Source organism: Streptomyces sp. NPDC042364, from assembly GCF_056437585.1.
The window spans coordinates 304705-322870 of sequence record NZ_JBWKAJ010000004.1; the positions used below are offsets into that span (position 1 = coordinate 304705).

19 protein-coding genes are annotated in these 18166 nt (G+C 69.2%); 13 read left to right on the plus strand and 6 right to left on the minus strand.

Annotated elements, in window-relative coordinates:
- The first annotated feature begins 7 nt into the window (after positions 1-7).
- The 10 genes from AC067N_RS10795 (at position 8) to AC067N_RS10840 (ending at position 10023) form a co-directional block, all read left to right on the plus strand.
- On the plus strand, positions 8-2212 hold the full coding sequence (locus AC067N_RS10795; protein ID WP_478678541.1) for a hypothetical protein: 2205 nt from the start codon (positions 8-10) through the stop codon (positions 2210-2212).
- A gap of 56 nt (positions 2213-2268) precedes the next feature.
- Positions 2269-2898, plus strand: a complete 630-nt coding sequence (locus tag AC067N_RS10800; RefSeq protein ID WP_478678542.1) for a hypothetical protein — start codon at positions 2269-2271, stop codon at positions 2896-2898.
- A gap of 37 nt (positions 2899-2935) precedes the next feature.
- The gene (locus AC067N_RS10805) at positions 2936-3544 is read left to right on the plus strand and encodes a hypothetical protein (protein ID WP_478678543.1); all 609 of its coding nucleotides are present in this window, start codon (positions 2936-2938) and stop codon (positions 3542-3544) included.
- The gene (locus tag AC067N_RS10810; RefSeq protein ID WP_478678544.1) at positions 3541-4758 is read left to right on the plus strand and encodes a hypothetical protein; all 1218 of its coding nucleotides are present in this window, start codon (positions 3541-3543) and stop codon (positions 4756-4758) included. Before AC067N_RS10805 ends, AC067N_RS10810 begins: the two co-directional genes overlap by 4 nt.
- A gap of 51 nt (positions 4759-4809) precedes the next feature.
- Positions 4810-5430: a hypothetical protein gene (locus AC067N_RS10815; RefSeq protein WP_478678545.1), complete on the plus strand. Its 621-nt coding sequence runs from the start codon at positions 4810-4812 to the stop codon at positions 5428-5430.
- A 37-nt stretch (positions 5431-5467) separates the two neighbouring features.
- Positions 5468-6079: a hypothetical protein gene (locus tag AC067N_RS10820; protein WP_478678546.1), complete on the plus strand. Its 612-nt coding sequence runs from the start codon at positions 5468-5470 to the stop codon at positions 6077-6079.
- Entirely contained in the window at positions 6076-7290 is a 1215-nt protein-coding gene (locus tag AC067N_RS10825) for a hypothetical protein (protein ID WP_478678547.1), read from the plus strand. The genes AC067N_RS10820 and AC067N_RS10825 overlap by 4 nt, the downstream gene beginning before the upstream one ends.
- Positions 7291-7297: 7 nt before the next feature.
- Positions 7298-7951 (plus strand): hypothetical protein, encoded by a 654-nt coding sequence (locus AC067N_RS10830; RefSeq protein ID WP_478678548.1) that lies wholly within the window; start codon positions 7298-7300, stop codon positions 7949-7951.
- A gap of 133 nt (positions 7952-8084) precedes the next feature.
- On the plus strand, positions 8085-9704 hold the full coding sequence (locus AC067N_RS10835; protein WP_478678549.1) for a WhiB family transcriptional regulator: 1620 nt from the start codon (positions 8085-8087) through the stop codon (positions 9702-9704).
- Positions 9705-9732: 28 nt separating this feature from the next.
- A complete protein-coding gene (locus AC067N_RS10840; protein WP_478678550.1) occupies positions 9733-10023 on the plus strand; it encodes a hypothetical protein in 291 nt (96 codons plus the stop codon).
- Positions 10024-10249: 226 nt separating this feature from the next.
- Here AC067N_RS10840 and AC067N_RS10845 read toward each other — a convergent pair whose 3' ends face one another.
- From AC067N_RS10845 to AC067N_RS10855, 3 genes are all read right to left on the minus strand, one after another.
- Entirely contained in the window at positions 10250-11074 is an 825-nt protein-coding gene (locus AC067N_RS10845) for a hypothetical protein (RefSeq protein ID WP_478678551.1), read from the minus strand.
- 264 nt (positions 11075-11338) lie between these two features.
- Positions 11339-11596, minus strand: coding sequence for a hypothetical protein (locus tag AC067N_RS10850; RefSeq protein WP_478678552.1), 258 nt, complete (start codon positions 11594-11596; stop codon positions 11339-11341).
- Positions 11593-11736, minus strand: coding sequence for a hypothetical protein (locus tag AC067N_RS10855; protein WP_478678553.1), 144 nt, complete (start codon positions 11734-11736; stop codon positions 11593-11595). Before AC067N_RS10855 ends, AC067N_RS10850 begins: the two co-directional genes overlap by 4 nt.
- Before the next feature lie 313 nt (positions 11737-12049).
- Here AC067N_RS10855 and AC067N_RS10860 point away from each other — a divergent pair, with 313 nt between their 5' ends.
- The gene (locus AC067N_RS10860) at positions 12050-12292 is read left to right on the plus strand and encodes a GntR family transcriptional regulator (RefSeq protein ID WP_192332424.1); all 243 of its coding nucleotides are present in this window, start codon (positions 12050-12052) and stop codon (positions 12290-12292) included.
- 60 nt (positions 12293-12352) lie between these two features.
- Here AC067N_RS10860 and AC067N_RS10865 read toward each other — a convergent pair whose 3' ends face one another.
- Positions 12353-12916: a hypothetical protein gene (locus tag AC067N_RS10865; RefSeq protein WP_478678554.1), complete on the minus strand. Its 564-nt coding sequence runs from the start codon at positions 12914-12916 to the stop codon at positions 12353-12355.
- A 61-nt stretch (positions 12917-12977) separates the two neighbouring features.
- On the opposite strand from AC067N_RS10865, the gene AC067N_RS10870 reads away from it, so the two are divergent.
- Complete coding sequence (locus tag AC067N_RS10870; RefSeq protein ID WP_478678555.1) at positions 12978-15716, plus strand: hypothetical protein; 2739 nt, start codon at positions 12978-12980, stop codon at positions 15714-15716.
- 40 nt (positions 15717-15756) lie between these two features.
- Here the strand turns inward: AC067N_RS10870 and AC067N_RS10875 are convergent, their stop codons facing one another.
- Positions 15757-16404 (minus strand): Uma2 family endonuclease, encoded by a 648-nt coding sequence (locus AC067N_RS10875; RefSeq protein ID WP_478678556.1) that lies wholly within the window; start codon positions 16402-16404, stop codon positions 15757-15759.
- A 189-nt stretch (positions 16405-16593) separates the two neighbouring features.
- Entirely contained in the window at positions 16594-17475 is an 882-nt protein-coding gene (locus AC067N_RS10880) for an NAD(P)-dependent oxidoreductase (protein WP_478678557.1), read from the minus strand.
- Between the two features lie 96 nt (positions 17476-17571).
- Here AC067N_RS10880 and AC067N_RS10885 point away from each other — a divergent pair, with 96 nt between their 5' ends.
- Complete coding sequence (locus tag AC067N_RS10885; protein WP_478678558.1) at positions 17572-17922, plus strand: winged helix-turn-helix transcriptional regulator; 351 nt, start codon at positions 17572-17574, stop codon at positions 17920-17922.
- The last annotated feature ends 244 nt before the right edge of the window (positions 17923-18166 follow it).

The following is an 18166-nucleotide window of genomic DNA, read 5'->3' on the forward strand; positions in this document are numbered from 1 at the left end:
GATTCTCATGCTGACCCTCAGCCGGCCCCGCGCCGACCGCCCGGCACGGAGCCGGCCGAGACGCTCCCTACTCAAGACCCTGATCAGCGCCGGTGTCGCGGCACGCGCCGCGCTGTTCGTGGCGCTCGGGGTGATCGCACTCTCCCTCTCCACACCGCAGTCGGCGAAGGCACTCTTCGACACCTGCGACTGGACGTCCGACAGCATCAACCAAATGGCCGACATGCCGGGCGCCGCGGAGAACATCTTCCCCTCGGTGCAGCAGTGGAGCGGCAAGCGGGAGCTCGTCTCCGGCGCCGTACGCCTGCCAGGAGATCCCGGCGACTACACCGTCTACGAACTCGGCGCCATGCGAGGTCTCAACTGGTCCTCGACCCAGCAGAGCAGGGACCAGGCGAAGCAGGGTGAACGCGGAGAAATAGCCGAAAACGACGACTGCAGCATCCAGAACGAGATCTACAACTCCATCGCCCAGATGGTGTTCGACCTCAGTAAGTTCATCACGCGCGGCTCGATCAGCATCAAGGAGATCTCCTCCAACCCGAGCCCGCTGGCCTCGCTGTACGAGGGCACCGTCGAGGGCGAGAACAGCGTCGTCGACCGTCTGAACGTCGAGGTGTTCCAACTGGCCGTCCCCACCATGATTCTGCTCACCGGGCTTTGGGTGTTCGGCAAGTGGCGCAAGGGCGACGTGCGCGAGGTCTGGGCGGGCGTGGGATGGGCCGCGTTCGTCGTGATCGTGGTGTCGGCGTTCCTGGCCGACAACAACTACACGCACGTGGTCAAGACCGCCGATTCCGGAATCGCCCAAGGGAACGCCGCATTGACCGAGGCGGTACTGCGCGGCGCGGTGGACGACATCGATCCGCCGTGCGACCTGGCGGCCAACGCTCCGCAGCGCGGCATGCGGATATCCAGTTGCGCCATGTACGACACCCTTGCTTTTCGCCCGTGGGCCATCGGCCAGTTCGGCGACCCGGGCAAGAAGCGCATGGAATACAAGGGCGCCGCATCATGCGATTTCGGAAACAAGGCTCGATGCACCGATCTGCGAGCCAAGCAGGTCAATGTCCAGTCCGTGACCAACTTCGACTACTACAAGGACTGGTCGAAGGTGGACGGCGGTGTCATCAAGCACAAGGAGAACCAGTACGGGGAATTGCGCAACTACATCGCCAAGAACGAGAAGTCCCGCGTGTATGAGCAGTGGAGCGGTCACAAGCCCGGCAACCGCATCACCATGGGTGTCTACGCGCTCATCGCCTCCCTTATCGTCGGCATCATGGTGGTCGTGCTCAGTGCCCTGACCCTGTTGTGGCACTCGGTCACCCTCATCATGATCATCCTGCTGCCGCTGGTCGCGATCATCTCGATCCACCCGACACAGCAGAAGCTCCTCAGGGGCTGGTGGCAGACATTCGTGCACAGCTTCGTGCTGCGCGCCGGCTTCGGCGTGATCCTGACCGTCCTGCTGCTCTTCTACCAGCTGATCCTGCCGCTGTCGGTCCCGCTGGGCATGCAGTTGCTGATGCTGCTGCTGGTCACCATCTCCGTCATCATGCTGCTGAAGAACCTGCTGTCCGGGAAGTTCTCACCGCAGGTCGCGGGCGCGGAGGACGCCCTCGGTGTCGCGGACGCGGCGAGCAAGGCAACGGCCATGGCCCCGGGGCTCGCCGTCTCCACGGCCCGCACCACAGGTCGTGTCGCCGGCTCCACCGCCAAGGGCGTGGGACGTGTCGGCGGCAGCACCGCACGCGGCACCGCTTGGGCTGCGGACCAGCTCTTCTACAAGGGCAAGTACCGGGGCAAACTGCAGCGGAAGGGCTGGCTCGGCCAGTCCAAGCGCGAGCAGAACCAGTCCGCCTACTGGGCGAAGGAGGACGCTCGCGTCGCCCGAGCGGACAGGGCAGCAGCACGAGCGGGGAACAACAGCAACACACCGACCCCCAGGCCGGAGCAGGAGCCGGAGCAGGAGCCGGAAGGGCAGGGTTCCACCAGCTCCAGGCGCAGCGGACGCGTCAGCGGTTCGAGCGGCCCGCAGAGCAAGCAGCCGTCGCCCAAGCCCACGCCGACCCCCGCGTCCACGGCCCCCGCACCGCGCCAGGAGTCGGAGCCGCAGCCGTCGCCGCGCCGGGTCGCTCCGGCGGATCCCACCCCGCCCGCGCCGCGCCCGGCCCCACGGGATCCGCGTGACCCGAGCGGTCGCGTCTAGCCGCCCCCGTCCGCCCCCGTCCGCCCCCGGCACACCGTCCACTCCGAGGAGCCAGCATGCCCGCCCTGACCGCCGACCGCACCCCCGACCAGCTGGTCGGCGAGATGCAGCGGCTCACCGGCGTCGACTGGGCCACGGTGTGGGCGGGCGTCCCCGCGGACGCGGAGAAGCGCGCGCACTGGTGCTCGGGCTTCGGCTGGCATCCCTTGTGGTTCCAGTCCGGCCTGCGCGTCCGCACCTCGCTGGGCAGCCGCCTGCACCTCGTCTCACCCGGCCCGGCCCTCCCCGTGCCCCGCGTCGAGTACACGCTGTGGGCGGCGCGGTCGCGGGACCTGTCCGAGAACGACCGGGTCACAGACCTCAGCGAGATCCGCTGGCAGGCCCACTTCGACGCACTGCGCGGCTACCTGGGCAACCCGACCCACCACAGCAGGTGGGACAGCCCGGACTTCCCAGAACTGCCCGGCCCACAGCCCTGGCCGGACACGCGCTGGCGCACGGAGCACCGAGACCCGCACCGCGCCGCGGTGTGGCGCTTCCTTCCACCGCACGCACCCCTCGTGGAGTTGCGGATGACGCTCGGCGCGGTCACCCCGCGCGGCCCGGTACCGGCCGATGCGAGGATCGTGCTCGCCTGTCACGATCCCGCCCACGCGGACGCGGAGCGGCAGGCACGGCACGGCTGAACCGGAGCCGGCCAGAAGACGAGGAAGGCAAAAGACGATGACGACGCTCAGGATCGACCGCAGCCCTGACCAGCTGGCAGAGGAGCTCAGGGGTCTGGAGCACGTGGACTGGCCCGCGGTCTGGGCGGGTCCTCCGAACCCGGGTCAGGCATTGGACGACTGGTGCGCGCTGTTCGGCTGGAAGCCGACCTCGGCGGAGCGGGTGCTGACAGTACGCAGCGCCACGGGGCAGAGCTTCGTTCTCGACCCCGTGCGCGAGGCTGGCTGGGCTCCGATCAAGCAACTTGGCTGGACGAGTTGGCAGCAGTCGGCCGACGAGGTCTCCGAGAACGACGAGGTCCTCACGCAGGCATCCGAAAAGTGGGCCGCGTACCTGGCTGCCGCACGACCTGTGCTCGGTGAACCTGCCTTCGCCGGGGCCTGGGACGACCCTTCCTTCCCGGAACCACCGCACGACCGGCACTGGCTCATGCCCCGCGACATCCGCCTGGAGGACATGGACCCCTATCGCATGGCCGTGTGGCGCGAGAACGGCCCGGAAGGGCGCATCACGGTCCTCACCGTCAGCCTGGGCGCCGCTCTGGAACCCGGCGAGCTTCGGCGCGCACTCATCAATGTCGACTGCTATCCGCCGGAGGCCGTGTGATCCAGGTACACGTGTCGGGCCACGTCCTCGACGACGCCCGAGACCGACAGCACACGGGCGAGGCCGCACCGACTCCTGACGAGGTCAGGAGAATCTCGAAGCGGTTGCGCGCAGGCATCGCCCACCTTCCGGACAAGGAATACACAGAGCAGCTCCGCAAACGGCTGAGGGAGTTCACTGCTGAGCAGGACATGGAACTTCCCACTCCCGACACCCGATCGGCCTTCTGGTCCTACCGGTTGGAGGATCACCCGACAGTCGACGTGCAGGCCGGGGAACAGCTTCAGAGCATGCACGTAGCGGCGGCGTACACCGAGGCTCAGAACTCAGTAGTCCAGGACACTCTGCGCTATCTGGAAGGTACGCCCGGCGGAAAGGCACTGGGCGAGCTCCACCTGTGGGATGCGAACGTACAGCGGGCGCTGAAGCTGGACCGGGACACGGGCACAGCCCTCGCCTACGACGCCTGGGGCGCCCTCTCCCAGAGATATGCGGCCACGACCGAGACCGAGGCTCTCTTCTTCATGGCCGAGCTCAACCCGGGAGCCGTCGCCTACCAGACGGAAGCCCCGCAGCTCCGCCGAGACGGCAAGCTCGACATCATCAACTTCATGTATCCGCCGCCGATGGAGAAGTACGCGGACCTCGCGCCGGAAACTCAAGAACTGCTGGCGTCTCAGGCCGTACGCGCCCAGGTCCACACCTTCGGATACGACGAGAACGACCCCAAGTACACGCCTCTCACCAAGGCCGGTCACCTCGATCTGGAACACCTGAAGTCGCTCCCGGCTCCGGAGGCCCAACGCGCAGCCGTCCTTGAGGTCTGCGCTCGCGTGGCGGCCATGGACGGTCCCGCCCGCACGGCCGACGTCGAGAAGTACGTCGAGGAGATCAAGGTTCTGCGCCCGGACCACGAGGTGACCCTGCCCAGCTCCACGGATCTGGCCTGGGCGCACGAAGCCCGTGCCCAGACCACCCCGGTGGTCAGCACCCACGGCGCCTTCCTCCCCGGCGTGGAAGTGAACGCGAGGACCGGCCCGCAGCAGATCCAGCCGCCCGAGGCTTCGACTCAAGCCATCGCAGGCGCCCGCTTCCTGCCCGGAGTCACCCTCAAGCCCGTACCGGCCCCAGCCGCCCAAGTCCCGAGCGCCATCACAACGTCCCAAGCCCCTCCCACCCCCGAGCAGGTGCGTGGCCCGGCCCTGGCCGAGTGATCAATCCGCCGCCGTTCCCTGCCGCGCCGCCCCACACCCAGGAGCCACCCCATGCCAGTCCTGACCGCCGACCGCACCCCCGCCCAGCTGGTCGGCGAGATGCAGCGGTTCTTCGCCGTGGACTGGCCCACGGTGTGGGCGGGCGTTCCCGAGGACGAGACCAAGCGCGCCCATTGGTGCGCGGGCTTCGGCTGGCGGCCACTATGGTTCGAGGCGGGGCTGCGGGTGCGTACGGCGCTGGGGGGCCGTCTCCATCTGGCCTCGGCGGCGCCAGGTCGGCCGGTGACCCGGGTCGAGCAAACGCTCTGGGCGGCCCGGGCCGGGGACACGGACGAGAACCCCAGGGTCACCGAACTGGTGGAGGCCCGCTGGGCGGCCTACCTGGACGCTCTGCGGGGTCTCATGAGCAACCCGCACTGGAACGGCACGTGGGACGCCCCGGACTTCCCGGAGCTGCCCGGCCGCGGCCCTTGGTACAGCCCCGAATGGCGCCTGGCCCACCAGGATCCGCGCCGGGCCGCGGTGTGGTGGTTCAGTACGCCGGGAGCGCCTGTGATCGAGTTGACGATGACTCTGGGTACCGGATCCCCGGCCGAGCCGACACCGGCCGATGCGAGGATCGGGCTCAGCTGTCACGCGCCGCAGAAGTGGGGATCTTCCGGATCGGCCTGACGGCACCAACCGACGAGAGACAGACGCAGGAGCACACATGCCGACGACCCAGATCGACGAATCGCCGCAGCGCCTGGCCGAAGAACTGGCCGGCCTCGAGCACGTGGACTGGCCCGCGATCTGGGCGGGCCCGCCCAACCCGGGCCCGGCTCTGAACGACTGGTGCGCGTTGTTCGGTTGGAAGCCACTCCCCCAGGACCGCGTCCTCGCCGTACACACGGCGACAGGTGGTCGATTGAACCTGACGCCCGTGGTCGAGGGTGGCTGGAGCCCGGTCCAATCCCTCCGCTGGACGACCTGGCACCTCAGGGCCATGGACTCCAGCGAGAACGATCAGATGCTCGAGATTGCGGCGGATGCCTGGCCCAGGTACGAAGCCGCCGCCCGAGGCGTTCTGGGTACGCCGGAATTCTCCGGAGCCTGGGATTCCCCTGCTTTTCCGGAACCACGTGGCACGGACCACTGGCTTCCCCCACGCGAAATTCGTTTGAGCGACCGCGACCCGTACCGACTCGCCGTCTGGAGGGGTGCGAGCAGTGAAGATCCGGTCATCACGCTCCAAGTGCTCAGCGGAGGAGTCACCCCGCGCGGAGTGGGTCTGCGGGCGGTCATGATCAGCGTCGCTTGCTACCCACAGGAGATCGAGTGAGCACAGAGACTGCTGTCCAGACACCCATCCAACGTGCTCTCGCCCTCCAGAGCAAAGCAGGCGCCCCTCTTCCCAAGGCGGAAGCCCGGCGTATCGCGCACGAAATCCTCGAAGCGGCTGCGGCAGCCGAAAAGACCGTCGAGGAATACGTCGTCGACTACGCCAAGGAACTTGACGTCACGGCTCCCCGAGAGGGAATGCAGTCCGCCTTCTGGTCCCATGGAATTCCTCATCCAGACCTTCCGTCGGGCAAGGTTCTCAGCAGTCAGCACCTCGCCGCCATCTGGTCTGAAATGGAGAACGAGAATCAAGCCGAAAGCGCACGCTATTTGGAAGGAACGCCGGGCGGGAAGGTTCTGGATGAACTCCACCTGTGGAATCCTCAGGTGCAATCCATCCTGGGTTTTCACGAGAATGAAGGCGATGTAATAGCTCGCAAGGCATGGGGCGCTCTCTCGGAGAACTACGCCAAAAGCACAGACGGAAAGGCGATCGTCTTCGCCGGAGAACTCGCACCTTGGAGCGTCGCCTACGAGACCGAGTTGCCTCAACTTCGCAGGACGATCGGCGCCGAGAACATCCACTTCATGTACGACCTCTCCGAGGAGACACTGAAGGGGCTTCCACCCGAGAGCCAGCAGCTCCTCTCGGAAGGACACGTCCGTTCTCACGTCCACTTCTTCGCCCCTGACGCCGAGAACCCACCGCCCGAGAAGTACTGGGAATCCGGATACCTGGACCTGGATCACCTCAAGTCACTCCCCACCCCTGAGGCCCAGCGCTCAGCCATCCTCGAAGTATGCGAACGGGTAGAGCAGTTGGACCGACAGCAGGCCGAAGCCGCAAAGGCGCCCCAGCAGAATCAGGAGCTGAGCGCAGACCGGGAAGTCACCGCTCCCGGTGTCGAGGAGCAACATCCGACGGCGCTCTCCGCCTCCGAACATGAACCTCCGACACCGACCGTCGAGCCCGCTTCCCCCGTCTACGCCAGCACCCACGGCACCTTCATGCCTGGCGTGGAGGTGAACGCCAAGGTGGGCCCCCTGCCCGTTCAGTCCCGTGAGGCCTCGGCACCCGCCACCGGTGCCGACTTCATGCCCGGAGTCACTCTGAAGCCCGCCCCGGCACCCGCCGCGACCCCCACCACGCCCACTCCGGCACCAGCACCGCCCGCCCCCGAGCAGGCGCAAGACACCGGCATGGGAGTGTGAGCGGTCCATGAGCCGTATCCCGGGCAACCGCGCCGCAAGCGAAGTCGGCACCCGTACCCCGTCCCCCCTCCGCCGCCTCCTCCACCAGGACAAGACCGACCCCTGGGCCGTACGCATGCTCCCCAGCATCGTCTTCGGTCTGGCCGCCGCCTACACGCTCTTCGCGATCGCCTCTCAGAGCGGCTCATCCTTCGTGATGGTCTGCGCCACGCTCCTCCTCGGCGGAACCGTCTGGCTCCTGCGCCGCCGCACCCAGCTCCTCCTGGCGCTCGCCTCGACCCTCCTCGCCATGGCCTTCAGCGGCTACTTCTCCGCGGCGGGTGACGCGGCCCGGATGAACACGAGCGCGACAGTCACCGGGACGGCCGCGTTCGGGTACTGGGCCGTGGCCGGAATGGCCCTGCTCGGCGCCTGGATGGTGAAGGAGCACCCGGGCCGGCGCGGCGTCACGGTCGTGCTCGCCGATGTGATCCTCGTCATCGGCTCCGTCGTCGGCATGTTCGTGCCGGAGGCGGGCGTGGCGATCGGATTCGTGGGAGTGCTGGGCGTGCTGGCCGTACGCGGCGCATCCGCGAAGGCCATGACCGCCCGGGTCAGAAGGGCAGGGCGTGCCCTGCGGGGGGCCGATCGGCGCGACACCCGTGAAACGGCGGATAGTTGAGGCTTTTATGAACGCTTCGTCACGCCACTGTTCGTTTCCGGTCAGTACTTTGCACATGCGTTGCACCAGTTTGACAACTTGTTCTAGAGTCCCCCGCGATCACAGATCACCACGGGGGCTATTACTCATGCGTATGGCAAGCCATACGACGCTGGCCAGGCTGCCTGTCCGACCCGCCCGCAAGGCGGTCGAACGGGAGGCCCGCATACCCGACGCGGCTCTGCCCTGTCGGCGTCGGCCGGACGTCTTCCAACATCCGCTGCTGGACGATTCGGAGCACCCGGACGTCCTCCACGGCCTGGACACCTCGGCGACGACGGCGCCCGGCGTCCCGCCCTCCCAGCGCCGCCAGCACCTCGTCCTCCTCCGCACCGCCCGCGACCTGTGCGCCTCCTGCCCGCTCTGGGCGGAATGTCTGCAGGACGCCGTCGCGTACGCCGAGCCGTACGGCTACACGGCCGCCACCACGCGGGAGGACCGGCGCGTGCTGCGCCGCATGCTCGGCCTCGGCGACGAGAACGGCGACCTGCCGGCCCACGCCGCCGTCCGCTTCGACTCCGGCTCGCTCCCCCGACGACTCACCCGGCTCAGGTCCCGCGCGGACGAGTCGTCGGCGACCCATTCCGGAAACCGTCGGGCGACCGCTCCGGACCTTCCCGAACTGGAGCGGATCCTCGACGCGTTCGACCAGCTTCAGGCACTTCAGCACCAACTGATCGCTGATCAGAGCATGTTGACGGGCAGTGCACCGCACGCCGCCTTGACATCACTGTTGCAGTCGCACACCACCGCACAGCCAACTCACAGACCGACGCCCCCTCCTGGCGGGTCGTCGCAGACGTCCGGACCGTCGATCGGCAGGAGCGAGGAACCCATGGCAGCGGCCGAGGCCGGGCAACGGATCACCTTCTCGTACGAGGATCCGGCCCTGGCCGTACGGCAGGCCGTGCTCGGCCCGCTGGTGCGCTCCGCCCTGCCCGCGCTCACCAGTCTCGAACAGCTCGTCGCGATGCTGACGCGCATGCCCGGCGGTGCCGCCCCGGCCACCGAAGCCCCACAGGACCTGACAGCCGTACGGGAAGCCGTCGAGTCACTGTTCCCGGACGCCGCCGACGCCACCGAGGACACCCACGGGGCACCCCTCCCTCCCCGTCGGCCCCTCACCGGCTCTGTCTCCGTCGAACTCGCCACCACCGACCCCGTGGCCGCGCTCCGCCGCGACTTCCTGGAACCGCTGCTGCGCGAACTGGCCGCCACCCTCGCGAACATAGAGAAGGTCGCCACCATGCTGGCGGCCGCCGGCGACGGGACCGGCGACGCTCCCCTGGAGACGATCCGCACGGCCGTGCGCGAGATCCACGAACGCCTCCCACGATCGTCCACGCCCCCGGCCCACCCGGCGGCGCACCCCCTGCACGGCGGCCACCCGGCGGTCGGGACCGGAGCGGCGACGTCAGCGGGGCAGGTCCGCCGCGCCCCCTCCACCCCGAGCATCCGCGCCGCCGTCGAGACGGCGGTCGCCGGCTTCCCCGGCGCCTTCTCCGCCCGGGACGTACTGCGCGCCCTCCCCTCGGGCGTCTACGGCGACCCGTCCAAGACCATCAGCAACGTCCTGTCGGCGCTGGTCAAGTCGGGCCGCCTGCAACGCCTCTCGCGCGGCACGTACGCTCGCGTCCTGGACGTGTTGAACGTCGAGGACATCGACGTCGACGCCCCCCTCATCCCCGAGCGGGGAGAGGCGAAGAGCGCCTGACCCGAGCCGGAAGGAACCCCCGACCCCGATGACCGAACCGACGCCGTACCCGAGCCAGAGTCCGACGCCCCCGCACGCCGCGAGCCCCGGCGCGGCGGACGCCCAGGTGCACGTCTTCTCCCCCAACGCCGGTCTCATCGACGGCGTCCCGGTCACCGCCCCGCCGTACGGCGACATCCAGGACGTCGTCCTGTCGATCCTCCAGCAACGCGCCCAGCAACTCGGCGCCCCGACCCCGGCGACGATCACGGACAACCGCTACGGCGGCGCCATCCGCCTGCTGATCCACCCGGACGGGACTACGGAGCAGCTGGACTGAGGCCCAGCCCTCTCCGGTCCTGAACGAGAACTGACGTCGGGTACGAGCAGGGCAGCCAGTCGCACCATCGATGCGGTGCGATCATCGGGAGCGGACTTCACACCAGCGTCCCACCGCAGGCGCCCGCTGGACCTGTCTCCCCGTGCCGAACACCGAGCCGCGAGCCCTGCCAGGCACAAGCCCGGTGCCGCCCGCTACCGGCAACGTTTCTGACGGTCCTACGGCCCTACCGGGCCAACGCGGTCCGCAAGTTCATCCCGTACTTCGTGCGCAGACGACGTATCTCCCACACGGACAGTGCCGTCACCGACAGCGGCCCGCCGAGCAGGAAGGAGTACAGCACCTCCGGCGGAGCCGAGACGTCGGGACCGTCGGAGAGGCTGATGAAGAACAGCGACCAGAACAGCAGCGGCGAGAGGAGTCCGGGCAGCAGCTCGTGCACATCGCCGACGCGGAAACATGAGTTCAGCGCCGTGTAGCTGGTCACCAGAATGAAGATCGCGGAGACGAGCATCAGAACGAAATAGGCGATGGGAGCCACGAGGGCCAGCAGGCCCAGCACCAGGCCGAGGATCACGGTCCCTGCTCCTGCTTCTGAGTTGTCGGACTCGGACAACCACGCGTTGAGGCCATCAGGAGAGAGGACGTTGCCGCGCACCGCCTGGAGCATGAGCCAGAACATGCCCATCTCCAGGGCGAGGACGGCGAGCACCGTCAGCGGACTCACGAGACGGCGCGCGTACAGGCGGCGCAGCGGCGGGCGCGCCGCGAAGATGAAGACGGTGATGCCTACGGCTCCGGCGGCCACCAGGACAGAGCAGCCGATCATCAGGTTCTCCACCTTGCCCAGGACGAAGTCCTCCCGGCCCTTCCGCATCGGGTAGGCCATCACCAGCCAGACACTGGCCAGCAGCCCCAGCACGGTCCGGGCCCGCTGGAGTCGGTCGATGACCGGGTCCGCGATGCGATCGGGACGGATCGGAGCGGCCCGCACCACCGGGCCGGAAATCGCCAGGCGGACGAATCGCCGCAGCCCCGATCCAGTGTCCACGTGCGTTCTCCCCCGAGTCGGCCCCACACAGCTTTCGCGCGCGCGTACGCGCGACGAAAACCGACCTTAATCGATCATGGCCACGTCATCCATATCCATCGGCCTACCCCCGGTCACCTCGCCGCTCACCGCGCCGATGCGCCCCCTCCGATCACAGGGGGACGGTCGGAGCCGCCGCAGGGCACTCTGGCGGCGAGTGGGTGCCCAGGGAAACCCCCGACCACCCACCGCCGCCACAGCCCTATGGCCGACGCCCTTTCCTCGTCACCGCCCGTCCACCCTCATGAGGCCGACGCACTCTTCGAGCGCCGCACACAACGCCGTTACGAAGGCGGCGAGTTCGGCGTCCGACGCCTTCCCCGCATCCAGGACGGCACTCACGACCGTCACCAGTACAGCAGCGGCCTTCAGCGCCTGTACGTCGGCCAGCGCTTCGAGAAGGCCGCCGGGACGCACGTCCGCGAGGGCCTCCTTGCCGGTCGCCGGGTCCACGCCGAGGCTGCGGAGACGCGGCCCGCTCATACCGCGGCCTCCCACAGGCAGTAGTCCTGCCCCAGCGTCGCCAGGACGGCCGCCCGACGCCGCGCCCGCTGAAGACGCCGGCGATCGAGTTCCTCCCGCTCGCGCTCCCACGCGACGACGTACGGCCGAACCAGGGGCAACCCATCGACCCTGATGACGTCGCCGAGGAACGGGCACGGGGGCGCGGGCCGGGATACGCGAGAGGGCGGACTGGAGGGGACCGAAGCCAGGGGTGGCGCGACAGCGCGGTGCACTCCACGAGCAGGCAGGAAGAGGCTCAGAATCGCGGCCAGTAGGCTGCGCATAGGTCGACTCCTATCAGTCGGCTCAGGCCCCGACACGGAAGTAGCCGCTTCCCGTCGGGGCCGCTGTACTTTCGGCGTCCATCATACCCGTGGATAACCGCAGATAACCGCAGATGCACGGAGAGCCATGGTCACCCACGCTGAGATCATGGATCTTGACCGTACGCGCCCGCTGTGGCGTCAGATCGCTGCGGAGATCATCCGGCGCATCGAGGACGGCACATACCCGCCGGGAAGCCGCGTGCCTTCCACTCTGGAGATCGCCCAGGAGTTCGGCGTGGTGAACGCGACGGCGGCGAAGGCCATGCGGCATGTTCGGGAGCAGGGCTGGACGCGGGGCGAAGTGGGACTGGGGACCTTCGTAGCCGACCAGCTGCCGCCGTCCTCGTAAACTCCCGGCCCCGGCCCAGTCGTGCTCGGCCCGGTTCACGGGCGCCCCTCCGTGCCGTTCTTACGCGGCAGGCCCCGAACTGCTGCCGACCTCGTCGATACCGTCGAGCACATCACGAGCGACCTGGACATTCAGTTCCAGAATCTCGCGCCTGTAGTTCCCCGGATCACGCCGATACCGAGCCTTGCCCACCTCCGAGGTGAAGGCAGAGGCCGGAATGGCATCCTCACCCGGCGGAAGGAACTTCAGCATCTCCTCGTACGCCGCGACGGTATAGGCGACCGCGCCGCGGAGCTTGTGATGCTCGGATTCAGGGGTGTTGAGGAGCTGGATTCCGGTGGATTCAGCGAGCCGGCCGGCGACCTCCTCGAACTCCCCGGGGTCGATGATCTGAGAAGCCTCCGCACCACCGAATGCGGGCGGAGGCGGTGGAATCTCTTCCGTCATACGGAACTCGAAACGGCGGGTTCGTCCGCATTGCCCACAGGCACCTTCATACACCGCGACCAGGGCATCGCCAAGCAGCTCCAGCCGATGTTGGCGGTCGAAGTCGCCCGACCCGCACTCGCACGCATGCAGGTCCATGTACAGATGTGCTTCGGCGGATGAGCGCGCTGTCAACATGACATGATCCTAGGCGCTGTTCGGCTCATTCGTCGGCGGGGATACGGGGGAGGAACGTCACGTGGACACGACGACCACCGACGCGGGGACGCGTGCCCAGCAGGCGGCGCTGATCGCGACGGTCAGAAGAGAGCTGCGTACGGTGACGACCGTCGTACTCGGGGAGCGTTTCGCGTCGTTCGAGGAGAAGGTGTCCGAGGACGGCAGAGAGTACTTCTCCCTGCAGGACACTCAGGGCGGCTCGGCCGACCTCTGGGTGGACGCCATTCCCATGGTGTCGGGAATGATCTCCAACACGATGACGAATACGGCGACGGATCAGTACGTCGTACAGATATCCGACCGTCTGCCCGGCGAATTCCTGACCCGTGTCCTCGCCCACGAGGTGGGCGAACTCATCGCAGCGCGCGACCGGTCGAGTCAAGGGCTGGCGCCGGTACGCGAGAACCTCCTGAACCAGGAGACCAACCTGGGCGACCGACACGAACTGTCGAGCCGGGACCACGGGCGCATCGCCGAACTGAACTGGCTGGCCGCCCGCGCCTCCGACCCGGAACTCGCGGAGCCGCAGCGGGCCGGGGCACGTGCCGACCTCTCAGCCCTGATCGACCACTGCGGTCTGCGGCCGGTGTCGGCCCTCGCGGAGGCAGAAGCGCACGCCGCCGAACGCAAGTCGGCTCGAACACGGCTCTTCGCTTCGTGGAGCTCGCTCTCCTCCAATGCGAGACCTCTGATCGCTGCCCTCGCCCACCCCATAGAACACCTGAACCCCACCGACGCCGCCGCCCTCCAGGCTTCCCGCGACGCCGCCCTACGAGCCGAGCGCCAGGTCGAGGCTTTCATCGGCCGGCGTGATGTCACCATGCCGATGCCGGGCTACGACCAGAACGGACTGCCCCTTCCCCGAGACCAGTTGGAGGCGGTCGCGACGCAGTGGGCCGAGTACCGCGCCCAGATCAGCGCACGCACCGAGCGGGCGATCGAAGGGCAGTTGGCGCAGGGCCAGTTCCCGACCCGCCGCGTGGTGATCGGCGGCGGCGCGAGCCTGACCGGGCGGGACACGGACGCGCTGCTGATCGACGGGGCGGGCCGGTGGCACCTGGACCCCGGCCGGGGCATCGTGCAGTCGGCGGACCAGGACCGGGACCTCGCCCAGTGGATGGGGGTCGATCCGCACTCCACGGTCGAGCACCCCGGTGACCGCCTGCCCATCGAGGCCGTACGGATCTGGGAGGACCAACTCGCCACCCGGGGAGACGTGGTGAACGGCCACGCCCGCCTGCGGCTCGGCCGGAGCGGCGAACTCCTCGCCGAGATCCAGCGGCCGGCGGAGGAAGGCAAAGAGGCCCCTCCCCCACTGTGGGTGGCCTGCGACGGCACCCCGAGCATCGCGACCGGTCTGACCCCCGAGGTCGTACCCGGCATGCCGCGCGGGGAGCACGCCGTGGAGAGCCGCGGCGAGGCCGTACGACTGATCACCGACCGGTTGCGGGAGTTGGCTCAGCGGGGTCTGGCGGGGGCGGCCGAGCTGCGGGCCTGGCTGACCCAGGCCGAGCGAGGCGGGGCGGACGCCCGGACGGTGCTCGGCGTCCTGAAGTCGTCCCCGCTGTTGGAGGCCCTCACCGCCGGTCTCGGCCCCGAGAAGGCCCGCATCGGCAACTGCTTCGGCGCCCTCGACTCGACCGCGAAGTGGGAGACGGCACGGGAGGAGGCGCCGGGCCGCGCGCTGCTCGGCGACGAGGTCGCCGAGAACCGCTTCGACGCGCGTCGGGCGAAGGACTGGGTCGTCGCGGGCTCCGGCGGCACCGGGGTCGCCAACGCCGAGATCATCCTCATGCAGAACCCGGACGCCCACGTCACGATCATCGGCTCGGCGCCGCCGCCGGCCCTGCGGCACCAGGTCCAGTTCCCGGCCATGGAGGAGGCGTACGGCCCTCGCGGTGACGGGCGTCTGACGTTCATCAGGGCGCGGGTGGGCGCCATCGAGACCTACCGGGACGAGAAGTCCGGCGAGACCCGCTTCCAGATCCCCTACGAGGAGGGGGAGGGGGAGAACAGGCAACGGAAGGTGCTCCGGGCGGAGGGCTACGTCACCAGCCTCGGCCGTACCAACCCGCTCCCGCCCGCCCTCCAGGTCCTCGCCGACGAGGTGCGTGAGCGGGGCGGGGAGATCTCCGGTGACCTGCAGTTCGACAAGGACGACCAGTACATCGGCTACGGCCTCACCTTCACCGTCGACGGCAAGGAGCACCGGGTCGACGTGGACGGGGCGGCCGCCTGGCAGCTGCCGCGCGAGGTCTTCACCCCGGAGTCGGGCCTCCAGCGGCAGCTGAACGAGATGGGCGCCCGAGGCCTCCCCGCCGAGACCGGCAACGCCGCCCCCGGGTTCGCCCCCGTCGCCCGGCAGAGCGCCCTGCGCGCACGGGCCGTGGCAGCACTACAGGCGGGTGACGAGAGCGCCGTACAACGAAGGTCGACCATCCCTGAGCGCTGGCGCCGCCCGGACCTGACGCCGGAGGCGGCCGCGGAGACGGAAACGCCGGGAGGGGGCCCCGCGAACACCGCCCCACCCCAGAAGGAGACCCGGCCGCACCAGCAGCCCCCCACCGCCGAGCGGGACCCGAGCCCGCCCACCCCCAACGGGCCCGCCCCGGTCAGACCCGCACCCGAGACCCCCCTCTGGGAGATCGGCATGCCCAGGCGCGGCACCACAGGCCCACCCCGCCCCGCCACGCAACAGCCCTGGCAGCCGCCGCCCGGCCACGAGCACCCCGGTCCGGGTGTCGGCCTGGGCCGCTGACCGGGCCGACCGAGGCGGTCACCAGGGACGGGACCGAGAATCAGCCCCGCCCCGGCCCCGTGATCGCCTCGCCGATGACGAAACCCTTGGCAGGCCCTTCGGGGATGACGACCTCCCTGCCGTAGGCGGACCGGCGGATGTCCCCCCAGTCGGCCGCCTCCGGACGTGGTCCGGTGAAGAGCGTGACGGCGCCCTCACCGTCGTGGTCGTCGATGACGACGTACACCGGAATACCGGCGCGGGCGTACTCGCGCCGCTTCTTCACCCGGTCCCGGTCCTGGTTCCGCTTCCCCGGGGAGACGACCTCGACGATGAGCTGCACGGAGTCGGCGCGCACACCCATGTCGTCCTCGTCACGGCATGGCTCCGTGTCCTCCGGAGCCACGAAGACGTCCGGCACCCAGGCCTTACGCTCGTGGATCACGTTCACGTCCTGGTGGCAGGCGTACTCACCACCGTCCAGGAACCTGTCCAGAGCCCGGCGCACTCGATTGGCGATCAGCATGTGCGAACGGCGGGCGGTGGGCGACAACTCGATGGCTCCCTCAATGATCTCAGCGCGGTAGCCCTCGGGTGGGTCCATGGCCTTCCACACCTGCCACAGGGCCTCGTCCGGGCTGGGTCCGTTCGCGAATTCAGTCCCTGCCTCGGACATGGTCTCGGGCCTCTCGTGTGCAAGAGCGGTCAAGGTGACACCTCCTCCTCAACTGTGGGCTGGGCGTGCACGGGGCACAAGCAACGCCGTCACGCTAGGCGGCCACATGGCCTCACCTGCGGATACGCCCTCAGTTCACTCGAACTGGTGACGCATGAAGGGCTCACCCCGCGCCGAGTCCCGACCACCCGGGCCACCCGCCCCGCACGGTCACCCGCACGGTCAGTGCGCCAGCAGGTCGATCACGCCCGTCAGGTCCTCCTCGCCGCTGCCCTCGGTCAGACGGCGACGCATCAACTCGAAGTAGGGGCTGAGGAGTTCCGGGCTGACCCCCTGCTGCTCGGCGGTCTCCAGGAAGGTCGGCGTGCCGGCCACCTGCATGGCCAGGTTGGAGACGACACCCTTGGTGTAGTCGCCGCCGCGCAGCCGGTCGGCGGTCTGGTGCACGGACGGGGCCATCGCGACGAGCCAGTCGGCGAGCAGCGGGGCGAACTCCACGGGGTCGATGTCCTCCTTGCGGATCAGCGCGAAGGCGTGCGCGGCGCCCGCGAACATGCCGTACATGGCGCTGAGCAGGGCCACGTCGTGCAGGGCCGCGAACCCGGGGTTCTCGCCGACGTAGGTGGTGCCGACGGGGACCCCCAGGGTGTCCCGGTGCCGCTCGAACAGCTCCCGTGATCCGCTGTAGAAGACGTAGCCGCCGGCCTGCGGGAGGCCGATCATCGGGGGGACGGCCATGATCCCGCCGTCCAGGTAACGGGCCCCGCGTTCGCGGGCCCAGGCGGCGCGGGCGCGGGCCTGTTCGGGGGTGCTGGTGGTCAGGTTGACCAGGTCCCGGCCGGCCAGGTCGGTGCCGGCGAGCACCTCGCCGACCGACGTGTCGTCCAGCAGGCAGACGACGACCAGGGTGTTCGCCGCGACCGCCGCGGCGGCGGTGTCGGCGACCGTCGCCCCCTCGGCGGCGAGTCCCGCGGCGCGGGCCGGCGTGCGGTTCCAGACGGTGAGCGGGTGGCCGGCGGCGAGCCAGGTACGGGCCAGCGCGGTGCCCATCGCGCCGAGGCCCAGCAGGGTGACGGGTGTCTTCTCAACGGTGTTCTGTGTCATGCCGATTAGGCTGGTCACAGCTCTGGACGCGATCAAGTACGCACTTGGTGGTGGGTGGTTACCCCGGGGTGAGCAAGCACGTCGGAAGGGTGGGGCATGACGACGCTGAACCGGCCGGGCACACCGGACGGACACGTCTGCGGGATCGACACCGCGATGGAGGTGATCGGCGGCAAGTGGAAGGTGCTGATCCTCTGGGCGCTCCACGAGCAGCCCTGCCGTCGCTTCGGCGAGCTGCGCCGGCTGCTTCCGGGGATCACCGAGAAGGTGCTGGCCTCGCATCTGCGGGAGCTGGAGGCGGACGATGTCGTGCACCGTGTCTCCTACGACGAGGTGCCGCCCCGCGTCGAGTACTCGCTGACCGAGAACGGCGTCCGCCTCAACGAAGCGCTCCAGCCGCTGGCCGCCTGGGGGCGCGAGCAGTCGACGGCGCCCCGCGGGACCTGATCACCCGCCACGGCAGGGACCGGCAGGGACCGGCAGGACCGGCAGGGACCGGCAGGGACCGGCATCCGGCCCCCCGTTCCCACCCCGGCGGTCATCCCCTATCCTCGCCGCTACGCGCTCAGGTGTCCCAGCAGCCCCACCTGCGCTGTAGCGCCCCACCACCCCCACGCCCGAAGTCATTCGTTCCGTGTCCGTGGGCCGAAGGGGCTGCGAGTGATGTCCGAAGGTTCTCGTTCCGTGTCCG

Excerpts from the sequence above, each read along its gene's own strand:
- AC067N_RS10795 (WP_478678541.1), top strand. The coding sequence starts at position 8 with ATGCTGACCCTCAGCCGGCCCCGCGCCGACCGCCCGGCACGGAGCCGG.
- AC067N_RS10800 (WP_478678542.1), top strand. The coding sequence starts at position 2,269 with ATGCCCGCCCTGACCGCCGACCGCACCCCCGACCAGCTGGTCGGCGAG.
- AC067N_RS10805 (WP_478678543.1), top strand. The coding sequence starts at position 2,936 with ATGACGACGCTCAGGATCGACCGCAGCCCTGACCAGCTGGCAGAGGAG.
- AC067N_RS10815 (WP_478678545.1), top strand. The coding sequence starts at position 4,810 with ATGCCAGTCCTGACCGCCGACCGCACCCCCGCCCAGCTGGTCGGCGAG.
- AC067N_RS10820 (WP_478678546.1), top strand. The coding sequence starts at position 5,468 with ATGCCGACGACCCAGATCGACGAATCGCCGCAGCGCCTGGCCGAAGAA.
- AC067N_RS10830 (WP_478678548.1), top strand. The coding sequence starts at position 7,298 with ATGAGCCGTATCCCGGGCAACCGCGCCGCAAGCGAAGTCGGCACCCGT.
- AC067N_RS10835 (WP_478678549.1), top strand. The coding sequence starts at position 8,085 with ATGGCAAGCCATACGACGCTGGCCAGGCTGCCTGTCCGACCCGCCCGC.
- AC067N_RS10840 (WP_478678550.1), top strand. The coding sequence starts at position 9,733 with ATGACCGAACCGACGCCGTACCCGAGCCAGAGTCCGACGCCCCCGCAC.
- AC067N_RS10850 (WP_478678552.1), bottom strand. The coding sequence starts at position 11,596 with ATGAGCGGGCCGCGTCTCCGCAGCCTCGGCGTGGACCCGGCGACCGGC.
- AC067N_RS10860 (WP_192332424.1), top strand. The coding sequence starts at position 12,050 with ATGGATCTTGACCGTACGCGCCCGCTGTGGCGTCAGATCGCTGCGGAG.
- AC067N_RS10865 (WP_478678554.1), bottom strand. The coding sequence starts at position 12,916 with ATGTTGACAGCGCGCTCATCCGCCGAAGCACATCTGTACATGGACCTG.
- AC067N_RS10880 (WP_478678557.1), bottom strand. The coding sequence starts at position 17,475 with ATGACACAGAACACCGTTGAGAAGACACCCGTCACCCTGCTGGGCCTC.
- AC067N_RS10885 (WP_478678558.1), top strand. The coding sequence starts at position 17,572 with ATGACGACGCTGAACCGGCCGGGCACACCGGACGGACACGTCTGCGGG.